The sequence below is a fragment of the Flavobacterium cheongpyeongense genome, from assembly GCF_003202435.1.
GTDB lineage: Bacteria > Bacteroidota > Bacteroidia > Flavobacteriales > Flavobacteriaceae > Flavobacterium > Flavobacterium cheongpyeongense.
In genome coordinates, this window is sequence record NZ_QJHK01000003.1 from 17,476 (window position 1) to 29,514 (window position 12,039).

8 protein-coding genes and 1 pseudogene are annotated in these 12,039 nt (G+C 36.0%); all 9 read left to right on the forward strand.

Annotated elements, in window-relative coordinates; all coding sequences use genetic code 11:
• The 9 genes and pseudogenes from DMB65_RS04220 (at nucleotide 1) to DMB65_RS04260 (ending at nucleotide 11,822) form a co-directional block, all read left to right on the forward strand.
• Nucleotides 1-1,137: a CaiB/BaiF CoA transferase family protein gene (locus tag DMB65_RS04220; protein WP_110305436.1), complete on the forward strand. Its 1,137-nt coding sequence runs from the start codon at nucleotides 1-3 to the stop codon at nucleotides 1,135-1,137.
• Nucleotides 1,138-1,139: 2 nt separating this feature from the next.
• Nucleotides 1,140-2,363, forward strand: coding sequence for an extracellular solute-binding protein (locus DMB65_RS04225; RefSeq protein WP_110305437.1), 1,224 nt, complete (start codon nucleotides 1,140-1,142; stop codon nucleotides 2,361-2,363).
• 3 nt (nucleotides 2,364-2,366) lie between these two features.
• The gene (locus DMB65_RS04230) at nucleotides 2,367-3,431 is read left to right on the forward strand and encodes a Gfo/Idh/MocA family protein (RefSeq protein ID WP_110305438.1); all 1,065 of its coding nucleotides are present in this window, start codon (nucleotides 2,367-2,369) and stop codon (nucleotides 3,429-3,431) included.
• A 208-nt stretch (nucleotides 3,432-3,639) separates the two neighbouring features.
• Complete coding sequence (locus tag DMB65_RS04235) at nucleotides 3,640-4,080, forward strand: MaoC/PaaZ C-terminal domain-containing protein (protein WP_007809657.1); 441 nt, start codon at nucleotides 3,640-3,642, stop codon at nucleotides 4,078-4,080.
• Between the two features lie 21 nt (nucleotides 4,081-4,101).
• On the forward strand, nucleotides 4,102-5,406 hold the full coding sequence (gene fucP / locus DMB65_RS04240; protein WP_110305439.1) for an L-fucose:H+ symporter permease: 1,305 nt from the start codon (nucleotides 4,102-4,104) through the stop codon (nucleotides 5,404-5,406).
• Between the two features lie 89 nt (nucleotides 5,407-5,495).
• Entirely contained in the window at nucleotides 5,496-6,599 is a 1,104-nt protein-coding gene (locus DMB65_RS04245) for a pectinesterase family protein (protein WP_110305440.1), read from the forward strand.
• Between the two features lie 337 nt (nucleotides 6,600-6,936).
• Nucleotides 6,937-7,203: pseudogene (locus tag DMB65_RS04250) on the forward strand (transposase); the annotation flags it as partial.
• A gap of 160 nt (nucleotides 7,204-7,363) precedes the next feature.
• Nucleotides 7,364-8,875, forward strand: a complete 1,512-nt coding sequence (locus DMB65_RS04255; RefSeq protein WP_165834868.1) for a translocation/assembly module TamB domain-containing protein — start codon at nucleotides 7,364-7,366, stop codon at nucleotides 8,873-8,875.
• Between the two features lie 763 nt (nucleotides 8,876-9,638).
• Entirely contained in the window at nucleotides 9,639-11,822 is a 2,184-nt protein-coding gene (locus tag DMB65_RS04260) for an alpha-L-rhamnosidase-related protein (protein WP_110305442.1), read from the forward strand.
• Nucleotides 11,823-12,039 lie beyond the last annotated feature (217 nt).

The following is a 12,039-nucleotide window of genomic DNA, read 5'->3' on the forward strand; positions in this document are numbered from 1 at the left end:
ATGAAACCATTAGAAGATTATTTAATAGTAGATTTTAGCCAGTTTCTTTCCGGACCTTCAGCTAGTTTACGCCTCGCCGATCTGGGTGCACGTGTGATAAAAATTGAGAAACCCGGAACCGGAGATATCTGTCGGACTTTATATACTTCTGATTTGATTATGAACGGGGAGTCTTCCGTTTTTCATACCATAAACAGAAATAAAGAATCATTTGCTATTGATTTTAAACAGGCAGATGAACTCGAAAAATTAAAAAAATTACTCGCCAAAGCTGATGTTATCATGCACAATTTCAGACCTGGAGTTATGGAACGTGTAGGCCTGAGTTATGATGAAGTAAAAAAAATCAATCCGAATATAGTGTATGCCGAAATTTCTGGCTACGGTACAAAATCCAACTTAAAAGATTTACCGGGACAGGATTTATTATTGCAATCAATGACTGCTTTGACGTGGTTAAGCGGCAATCAGGAAGATGGCCCGGTGCCAATGGGATTGTCAATAGTGGATATGCTGGCCGGGGCACATTTGGCACAAGGAATTTTGGCGGCTTTGTACAGAAAAGCTACCCATAATATTGGAGCAATCGTTCAGGTTAGTATGCTCGAATCGGCTTTTGATTTTCAGTTTGAAACCATTACTACTTATTTCAATGATGGCGGTGAATTGCCTGTTCGTACAAAATCGAATAATGCTCACGCTTATTTGGGGGCGCCTTATGGAATTTACAAAACGAAAAATGGCTATCTGGCTTTGGCAATGGGATCAATTCCCGTTTTGGCCTCGCTTTTACAATGTGATGCATTATTGCCATTTCCTGAAAATAAATTTGAATTGAGGGATCAAATCAAGAATATTCTGGCCTCTCATCTACAAAATCAGGAAACTCAATTTTGGCTGGATATTTTAGAACCCGCTGATATCTGGTGTGCCAAAGTCCTGAACTACAAACAGCTTTTTACCGAAGAAGGTTTTCAGGTTTTAAATTTCACACAGAGAGTGGAAATGCTGGACAGCTACAACTATAAAACAACCCGATGCCCCATTAGAATAGACGGAGAAATTTTCACATCGACTAAAGGTTCACCAAAATTAGGTCAGGACAATGAGCGTATTATTAAAGAATTTATAGGCTAATAATGGAAAAAATAAGAATCGCTGTCCGAAAATTTGATCCTTTTGAAACCACACTTAAAAAGCTGTGGGATTTGTTCTGCCTTAAAAATAACATTACCATTGAAGCAGAAATGATTCCGTTAGAACTGCACGATTTATATCAAGAAACCATTACCAATAAAGGTTTAATAAATGGAACTTGGGACATCGCACACATCAATACCGACTGGATTTTTGATGCTGCGAATGAAAAAGCAGTTCTGGATTTGACTTTATTAATCAATAAAAATCCACCACAGGATTATCCTGAAGGCTGGCATCCCTCTTTATTGCATTTACAACAAATAAATAATGGAACTTTCGGACTCCCTTTTCATGATGGCCCGGAATGTCTGATTTATAGAAAAGATTTATTTGAAAATCCGACTGAAAAAGAAAATTTCAAAAAGCAATTTGGATACGAATTACTTCCTCCCAAAACATGGGAACAATTCACTCAAATTGCCGAATTTTTCAACAGACCCGAAGATAATCTTTACGGCAGTGTTTTTGCTAATTATCCCGATGGTCACAATATGGTTTTTGATTTTTGCCTGCAATTATGGACAAGAGGAGGTTTTTTATTGAATACTCAAAATCAAATTGATATCAATCATATTGCAGCGATTCAAGCTTTAGATTTTTATCGGAATATTGCAAAGAATAAAAAAGCTGTTCATCCAAAGTCAAAAGATTTTGGCTCTGTTGAAGCAGGTATGGCTTTCGCCAAAGGAGAAGCTGCCATGACTATCAATTGGTTTGGATTTGCCTCAATGTGCGAAGTGATTGAAGAATCGAAAGTGAAAGGGAAAGTAGCTATCGCCGAATTGCCACACGATCCAAATCACAAAACAGCTTCTTTGAATGTTTATTGGCTTTACACCATTGGAACAGGAAGCAAATATCAAAATTTAGCATACGATTTTCTGCGGTTTGCCACCACGTCCGAAAGTGATAAATTATTGACGAATGAAGGAGGAATTGGTTGTCGAAAATCTACCTGGAATGATATTGACATCAACAAAACGATTCCATTTTACCACAAACTGGAAATGCTTCACGAAAATGCTTTGACTTTACCTCAAACTCCCGTTTGGCCAAAAGTTGCCGAACTGATTGATAAAATGGTTTTAAAAGCTTTAGAAAGCGAGATCCCATCTCAAAAATTATTAGAAGAAACACAAAATGCTATTCAGAAAATTTTATAAATCATGAATATTCCCTATAAACCATTATTACCAGAAACAACACAGCCGATTATTATCATTGGTGCGAGTGGTATTGTAAAAGATGCTCATTTGCCGGCTTATAAAATGGCTGGCTTTTCGGTTTTCGGAATTACCAACCGAACAATAGCAAAAGCGCACGCAATGGCTGAAGAATTTGGCATTCCAAATGTTTTTGAAAATGTAGCCGAAGCCGTAAAAAATGCCCCGTCAAATGCGGTTTATGATATCACTGTATTACCTGATCAATACATCGAAATATTGGAACAACTTCCGGATGGCGCTGCAGTGCTGATTCAGAAACCAATGGGGAATGATTTGGCTCAAGCCAAAGAAATTGTGTCAGTTTGCGAAAGAAAAAAATTAGTGGCTGCGATTAATTTCCAATTGCGATTTGCCTCTTTTGTTAGTGCAGCACGTTATATAATCAATCAGGGAATCATTGGTGATTTGTATGATCTCGAATTTAAAGTGACCGTAAATACCCCTTGGGAATTGTTCCCGCTAATTAAGCAACATCCCAGATTGGAGATTCTTTTCCATAGCGTACATTATATTGATTGCATTCGCTCGTTTTTAGGAAATCCAAAAGGAGTTTATGCGAAAACAACTAATCATCCGTTGAAAAAACTATCATCTTGCCGTTCGTCGATTATTCTGGATTATGGTGATTCGATGCGGGTGGTTATCAATACGAATCACGATCATCATTTTGGTCCGAAACACGAAGAAAGCTACATCAAATGGGAAGGGACAAAAGGTGCCATTAAAGCCAAAATGGGTTTACTGATGAATTACCCTGATGGTATGCCGGACGAATTTGAAGTGGCACTGGATAAAAATGGCACTTATGACTGGGAAAAAATTAATTTGGAGGGTTCCTGGTTTCCGGAGGCTTTTATTGGTACGATGTCAAACTTAATGCGTTTCAAAGAAGGTTCAGATGATAAGTTATTAGCAAGTGTTCAGGATGTTCTTGACACGATGAAAGTTGTTGAAGCCTGTTACATTAGTAATCAAAAAGGAGGAATTCCACTAAATGAGTTATAACAATAGTTGCCCGCGTTAACGATTGAAGCGGCATCTCCCGATTTAGAAAAACAAAGCTTTTTAGCTGTAGGTTTTCTTAGTCGGGAATACAGCGGAAAGCGTGTTAAAACGCCCAAAAAATTATATAAATATAGTAATTAGTCGCTAGTCCATAGTAATTAGCTAATCACTAAGGACTAATCACTAAGGACTTAAAAACTAAAAAAACATGTATTTCAAATCCACATTTTTCGAAGATTACCAACTTAACGATAAAAGAGTTACATTAGGCAGAACAATTACAGAAACTGATTTTGTAGTCCACGCAGGACATACCGGAGATTTTTTCCCGCATCATATGGATGAAGAATGGTGTAAGACACAGCCTTTCGGACAAAGAATTGCACATGGAACAATGGTTTTTAGTATCGGTATAGGTTTGACAGCATCTGAAATAAACCCGGAGGCTTTCTCTAAAGGTTATGACCGAATGCGATTTGTAAAACCCGTTCATATTGGTGATACCATTCATTCAGAAATTACGATTTCTGAAAAAGGAGAAGCTAAAAAACCGGATATGGGAACGGTGACCGAGCACGTAGAAATCATCAACCAGAGAGGTGAAGTGGTTTTGGTATGTGACCATCTTTTATTAGTAAAAAAGAAATAACCCTAAAATAAGAATCTAACTATGCAAGTAACTAACCAAACAGGTGACCAACACGAAATCCCAACAGAAGGCGGCAAAACAAATCAATATCTTTTGCCTTTTATTTTAATTACCAGCTTATTTTTCCTTTGGGGAATGGCTCATGGTCTTGACGGTATTTTGATTCCACATCTAAAAAAAGCCTGTCAACTCAACAACAGAGAATCAACATTGATTGATACATCGATCTATTTTGCTTATTTTATTATGGCGATTCCCTCTGGAATGCTTATTAAACGATTTGGTTATAAAAACAGTATTATCACTGGATTATTAGTTTTTGCAATTGGAGCTTTTCTTTTTGTACCTGCCGCAAACAGCAGAACTTATGAATTATTTTTGTTTGCCTTATTTGTAATTGGTTGCGGCTTGACTATTTTAGAAACTAGTGCAAATCCTTACGCAGCTATTTTAGGTCCTGCAGAATCTTCTTCATTTAGATTAAATCTGGCTGCCTCATTTAATGGTTTAGCAGCCATGTTAGGCCCCATTTTGGGAGGTATTTTTATACTTTCAGGAATTAACTACACCCCAGCAGAGATGGCCGCAATGTCAGATACGGCAAAAACAGCCTACTTATTAGAAGAGGCTTCGGCAGTAAAATTGCCTTATATTATTTTAGGCAGTGTTCTGGTGTTGGTAGCTATAATATTTTATTTTATGCATTTGCCATCAATGAAGTCTAAACAAACAGAAAACGAAGTTAAACCAGGTTTTTTCTCTGTTTTAAAATTTTCTCATTTAAGTTGGGCAGTTGTAGCACAGTTTTTTTATGTTGGAGCCCAAGTATGTGTAACCAGTTTTTTTGTTCGAGTAGCTCAGAAAGAAGCTGGATTAGATGAAAAAACAGCCGCTTATTTCCTTGGTATATATGGGTTGCTGTTTATGATAGGTCGTTTTAGTGGAACATTCTTTTTGAAATTTGTCAAAGACTATGTTTTACTTTCTATCTATTGTATAATTAGTGCTTTGCTTTGCTTAGTAGCGATTTACGGATCAGGTATTACAGTTATTTACGCATTGGGCGGATTAGGATTCTTTATGTCTATCATGTTCCCAACTATTTTTTCTTTAGGATTGGTGGGTTTAAAATCGAATACCGAAACGGGTTCTTCATGGCTGGTCATGTCTATTGTGGGTGGAGCAATCCTTCCTTATGCTATGGGAACTTTAATAGACATGAAGCATGACGATATTCAGGCTGGATATATTATTCCGTTAATATGTTTCGTCATTATTCTTTATTTTGGTGTATTTGGTCATAAAGTAAAAAACAGCATTTCGTAGTTATATTTCAATTATTTTTATAAATTTCCAAGGGACAATAACGTTCCTTGGAATTTTATTTTTAATCTTTATCATTCATAAATCTAGCCATGAAAAAAACTTTACTTCCTTTTTATTTCTTACTTATTAGTTTCAGTGCCGTTTTACATGCTCAAAAAAACAAAATGATGTATGATATTGTCGTCGCTACGGATGGAAGTGGTAATTACACAAAAGTTCAGGATGCCTTTAATGCTGTTCCTGAAAAAAGCGAAAAAACAACAATAATTTTTGTAAAACCTGGCATTTATAAAGAAAAATTAAAATTAGCCAAAAATAAAAAGGTATCATTAATAGGTGAATCCTACAAAACTACTATCCTTACTTATGATGATTATGCAGAAATAGCAGGTGGTACCAGCAAATCTTACAGCGTTTTAATCGAAGCAGATGATTTCATTGCAGAAAACATCACTTTTGAAAATACGATCAGTAGCGAGTTACCACAATACAAAAAGGGAGGTCAGGCTGTAGCTTTAATGGTTAATGGTGACAGAGTTATTTTTCACAACTGCAAAATGAGCGGTTTTCAGGATACATTTTACCTTAAAGCAAACAAAAGAACCTACATTAAAGATTGTATAATTGATGGGACTACAGATTTCATTTTTGGCGCAGGGATCGCCTTGTTTGAGAATTGTTTTATTCAATGCCGAAAAGACTCGTATGTAACCGCTGGAAATCATGAAGCTGGAAAAAGCAAATATGGCTTTGTGTTTAAAGATTGTGTTATAATGAAATACCCTAAGGCTCCAATTTCAAAAGTATCTCTTGGAAGACCATGGGGAGCAGGAGCCAATACTGTTTTTATTCATTCGTATGAAGAATCTGTTATACTACCGGAAGGCTGGTCTATCTGGTCTAAAGATCCCGAAAATAAAGCGTATGAAAATTGGAAAACTTCATTCTATGCAGAATATGATTGTTATGGCCCGGGATCAAATTCAGATAATCGTATTTCATGGTCACATCAGCTAAATAAAACGGAGGCTTCTGAATATACTAAAGAAAAAATATTTGCTGCCAACACAACGACTGCCAGTAATCTTGAAGGAGATTGGAATCCTGTAATTGAAAAAGACAAATGTAATGTTGTTCTGCCTTCAAAAAAAGCCAAAAATGCCGATTCAAGTTTTGAAAAAGGATTTCATTAGAATGAGTTGTCCTGAAAAAGGCTGATTAGATTAATAATATAAAATTAGTTAGGGGCTGCTGAAAAATCCCAACCATTATATGAATCAATAAATTAGTATTCTATTTGGATACCTCAGTGTAAGGAAATATAAAATCACACTCAAAAAAGTGTGCACCTGTCTCAAAATATGTTAGTCCCAGGCAGTTGGTTTTGAAGGGATTTGCGAGTCCTTTCGAGAAAAACTGAACCCTGAAAACCGTTGGGTTGTCTTCTCCAGATTACTGCCGTGGGATGATTTATGAGAAATTTATGGACAGGAGGTTGTATAAAAATCGACAGTTCATCCGGCTTTAAATCACCGGATCATCATTGATTCTTTGATTATCAGGTATCTTTGCGATTTGGATGACAGGAAAACGGTTCGTCAGATTACCGAAAATGTTTATATGCAGTATTTCTTGGGATATTCGTCTTTTAGTGATGAACTTCCTTTCGAGGCTTCGATATTTGTCTGGTTTCGCAAGCGATTGGGATTGGAGCAAATCAATATCATTAATGAGCGTATTGCTAAGATAAAAGCAAAATTGGAGAAATCCACAATTCTCCATCGTTCAGGCTTCTAGCTCGAACCCACAAAGAAATTCAATTCAAAATTTCTCGAACTTTTTTATCATTCCCCAATTTTTTCAAATCAAATTCAATTTCACAAAAGTCATTGAATTAATTCAATATTTTTATAAAAAACCATAAGTACCTTGTGTCGCTCAAATAAACACAGAACTTATGAAAAAAATCTACTACTTAATGCTGTCCCTTTTGGTATCGGCATCTGTTACGGCAACCACTTATTATGTTACACCAACCGGAAGCACTACCAATTCGGGATCCAGTTTTACTACAGCCATGAATTTTAAAACCGCTGTAGGCAAAGCCGTTGCCGGAGATGTTATTTTATTACAGGCCGGAACTTATACTATTGCGTATACTGCCGGAGCTAAAAATACTATTTCGTTTACAAAATCAGGAACAGCGGCTAGTCCTATTAAAGTAGAATGCGTTAACAACGGAAGAGCCATTATCGATTTTTCTTTTCCGGATCAGGAATGGGTACAGGATTCGTATGGGTTTAGCATTACAGGTTCTTATTGGAGTTTTAAAGGAATTGCTATTACAAGAGCAGGCTATCAGGGTGCTTATGTAACAGGCTCGAATACTACTTTTGAAAATTGTGCTTTTTACAACAATCGCAATACCGGACTGGAAATTAACAAAGGAGGTTCAAATACTACGGTAAAAAACTGTGATGCCTACAGAAATTATGATCCTAAAAAAAAGGGAAGCATGGCTGATGGCTTTGGTCCAAAACAAGAACAGGGACCGGGAAATAAATTTATCAACTGTCGCGCCTGGGAAAATTCAGATGACGGATATGATTGTTTTGACAGTACCCAAAAAGTAACTTTCGAAAACTGCTGGGCAATCAGAAACGGAGTAGATGTATGGAATTATGGAGGCTTTACCGGAAACGGAAATGGTTTTAAAGTAGGAGGAAATTCTGTTCCGGCAGACAATGTACTAACCCGATGTGTTGCTATTGGTCATCCTCAAAAAGGATTCGATCAGAACAACAATACCGGAAGCATAACGGTTTATAATTGTACAGGCTATGGCAACAACATCAACTTTGGTTTTGGAAATCCGGTACAATCGGGTAAAAAACATATTTTCAAGAACAACATTTCCTTATCCGGAACCATCTCCATATCAAATGCAACACAACAAAACAATTCGTGGAATCTGAGTGTGACTGTAAACGCTTCCGATTTTACGAGCACCAGCACTTCACTAGCCATTGGAGCAAGACAATCAAATGGAGATCTTCCAACAAATTTGCCTTTTAAATTAGTTCAGGGAAGCGATTTGATAGACAAAGGGACCAATGTAGGCCTTTCGTATTCTGGTGCTAATCCAGATTTGGGTTATTCGGAGAGCAACTTCACAACCGCAAAAAAAACAAATAATGATCTGACTGAGGAAACGGAAGAGGATAACGCCGGTTTTACATATCATTATTTTCCGAATCCGGTAAAAAATACCCTGACGATAGAATTAGATAATGAAATGGCAAGAGGAGTCATAATTCAATTATTTGATTTATCCGGAAAATTAATTCTGAATCAAACTACGAATGAGCAAACACAAATATTGAGTTTAGAGAGTATACCGGCAGGAGTTTATATATTGACTTTGACAACTGATGGAAATACAATAAGTAAACGAATTGTTAAAAATTAAACCGTTTGAAGAAATGACATTTTTTTGAGCAGTAAATGACTAATAAACCCAAAAGTCGCAATTCATAAAACCTTTCAATTCTAAATTTTAAGGTCTTACGATTTGCGACTTTAGAATTAATAATTCTGGGGTATTATTGTATCATTGTAACAAATTTATGTTTAATACAGAACCTGAAGGAGGACATGCTAACTTGATGAATTGGAAAGATCAAGAAAAAAATAAATATTGAAATAAAAGAAATGATTGGATTAAAATTGAATAAAAAAAATGGAGAAATAAAACTTAGATAGAATTTTGTATTCTTTCATCCACACTAATATTATGTGTTATTTATATTTTAAATGAATCGGACGGGAATATTACATCAGCAATTTTATATTTTAAAGCATTGAAATCAGATTCTATTATTATTGGATTAATAGCTTTAATAGTATAATATTCAATTACAATAAAAACTTTATTCGGAAAATATAGAAATCATTTAAATATTAAAAGTTCCAAAGAAGGTTTAATAATCCCAAATGATTTGAAAGAGCTAAAATAATCACTGCTATACAAATTGAGGTATTTGAGTGAATTACAGTTTTAGATCGTGTTTTTGTTAGATATTAAAAGAATTAACAATAAATTTCAATACAATAAGGATCATTCCATTAACACTCCAAAATGCTCTCAAATTCAGGAGCATTTTTTATTTCAGGACAGTACAGGATGTAAAATGTAAACCTAAAACTTATTTTTAGACCCAAAATATCTTTTTATGCGAAATCGATTTCCAAATTTCAAAAAATTATTTGTTTTTATTGTTTTATTTTCCTCATGTGCTTTGTATGCTCAGGAAAATAAGCCTGCCACATGGATTTGGTATCCAGGCGATTTTGAAGTTTGGTTAAGCAATAAAATGCAGGTAAGACGCACAGAACGCGAAGCCGTTTTTCCTCCCCTTTGGCAATATTACAGTCCATACTCCTTGGTAACTTTTCAAACAGAAGTAGCTATTCCGGAACCAGAAGAGGTAAAAATCTACTCCGAAGGATCTTTTCAATTACTTTTAGATGGTGTTCAGGTTTATGGCCAACCAAAATCATTAAAAATTCCTGCCGGGAAACACAAAATTTCCTTTAAAGTATATAATCAAGAAGTGTTGCCCGCTATTTATATTGCGGGTAAATATGTTAAATCTGATGCATCCTGGAAAGTGACCAACGAAGATAAACTTTGGATTGATGAAAATGGAAAAGCACAACAATCCGGTACGCCGTGGGTGCCTGTTGGTTCCTGGAATTTTGATTTACCAGAACATAAACCTTCTGGATTTAAACTAACAACCACACCCTGGAATGCCAGAAAAACAGAAAAAACAGGAGCTGGTCAGTTGGTGGATTTTGGTAAAGAAACTTTTGGTTATATTAAAATTCACGGTTTAAAAGGAAAAGGCAAAGTAGCACTTTATTATGGCGAATCTCGTGAGGAAGCCCTGGATACTGCCAAATGTGAAACACTAGACCATTTATCTTTTGATGGAAACCAGCCTGAAACATACACACACGATGGATCCAAAGCATTCCGCTATGTTCAGGTACACGCAGATCCAACGGTAAAATACGATTCCATTTCGATGCTTTATGAATATTTGCCATTAGACTATCGTGGCGCATTCAAATCTTCAGATCAGGAATTGAATAAAATTTGGGATGTGTCGGCTTACACGATGCATTTAACCTCCCGCGAATTTTTTATAGACGGAATTAAACGCGACCGTTGGGTTTGGTCCGGCGATGCTTATCAAAGTTATTTAATGAATTATTATTTATTCTTTGATTCGGCTTCGGTAGAACGAACGCTGTTGGCGCTTCGTGGTAAAGAACCTGTAACGGCTCATATCAATATCATAATGGATTATTCACTGTATTGGTTTGTGGGTGTTTACGATTACTATTTGCACACGGGTGATACGAAATTCATCAAAACTTTTTATCCAAGAATGAAATCACTTATGGAATTCTGTTTAGAAAGAAGAAACAAAAATGGATTCCTGGAACCTTTAGAAGGCGATTGGGTTTTTATCGATTGGGCGAACGGATTACCAAAAACCGGCGAGGTTAGTTTTGAGCAAATGCTTTTAGCCAGAAGTTTAGAAGCCATGGCAGTTAGTGCTGAAATTGCAGGTGAAAAGGACGACCATAAACAGTACAAAAAATTAGCCTCTGATTTAAAAACAAAATTATTTGATGTGTTTTGGGATAAAAAAGAAAACGTGATGAAACACCAGCGTATCGATGGTAAAATGCAGAATATTGTCACCAGATACGCCAATATGTTTGGTATATTTTTCAATTATTTTAATGAAGAACAAAAACAAAGCATCAAAAACAAGGTCTTACTTAATGATAAGATTCTTCAAATCACCACACCCTACATGCGTTTTTATGAGTTAGAAGCCTTGTGCGCCATGGGTGAACAAAATTATGTTTTGAAAGAAATGAAAGACTATTGGGGCGGAATGCTAAAAGAGGGAGCAACCTCATTCTGGGAAGAATACAATCCGACCAAAAAAGGAACAGAACATTTAGCGATGTATGGACGACCTTATGGAAAAAGTCTTTGTCATGCTTGGGGTTCCAGCCCAATTTATTTGCTGGGGAAATATTATTTGGGTGTAAAACCAACCGCACCAGGATATGCTGAATATGAAATCAAACCGAATTTAGGCGGACAGGAATGGATGGAAGGAAAAGTACCAACACCAAAAGGTGAAGTTGCCGTATATTGTAGTACCAAAGAAATCAAAGTAAAAGCTTCCGAAGGAGAAGGAAAATTGGTTTTCGAAAGTAAAACCAAACCGAAAGCAAGTTCAGGAACGATTATAGAATTGGCGAAAAATAAATACCAATTGATTATAAAACCAAATGTGGAGTATAAAGTAAGTTATAAAGCACTTTAAGTTTTTAGTAATTAGTGCCTAGTCCTTAGTGATTAGTTGTTAAGTTTTAAACGTCTAGTTTGTCATTCCGAATTAAAGGAGATCTGATAGCGATAGCGAATAGATGAAGTAAATCACACACGTAACCACAAAGATTGTCTCGTCAGTTTTGTCATTTCGAGGAAGGAGAAATCTCCACAAGTAGCTCCGCACAGAATGTCGCCAATCTTTGTAGAGT

Bases quoted from the DNA above. Each gene is read 5' to 3' on its own strand.
- DMB65_RS04235 (WP_007809657.1), top strand. From the start codon at position 3,640: ATGTATTTCAAATCCACATTTTTCGAAGATTACCAACTTAACGATAAA.
- DMB65_RS04230 (WP_110305438.1), top strand. From the start codon at position 2,367: ATGAATATTCCCTATAAACCATTATTACCAGAAACAACACAGCCGATT.
- fucP (WP_110305439.1), top strand. From the start codon at position 4,102: ATGCAAGTAACTAACCAAACAGGTGACCAACACGAAATCCCAACAGAA.
- DMB65_RS04255 (WP_165834868.1), top strand. From the start codon at position 7,364: ATGAAAAAAATCTACTACTTAATGCTGTCCCTTTTGGTATCGGCATCT.
- DMB65_RS04225 (WP_110305437.1), top strand. From the start codon at position 1,140: ATGGAAAAAATAAGAATCGCTGTCCGAAAATTTGATCCTTTTGAAACC.
- DMB65_RS04220 (WP_110305436.1), top strand. From the start codon at position 1: ATGAAACCATTAGAAGATTATTTAATAGTAGATTTTAGCCAGTTTCTT.
- DMB65_RS04260 (WP_110305442.1), top strand. From the start codon at position 9,639: ATGCGAAATCGATTTCCAAATTTCAAAAAATTATTTGTTTTTATTGTT.
- DMB65_RS04245 (WP_110305440.1), top strand. From the start codon at position 5,496: ATGAAAAAAACTTTACTTCCTTTTTATTTCTTACTTATTAGTTTCAGT.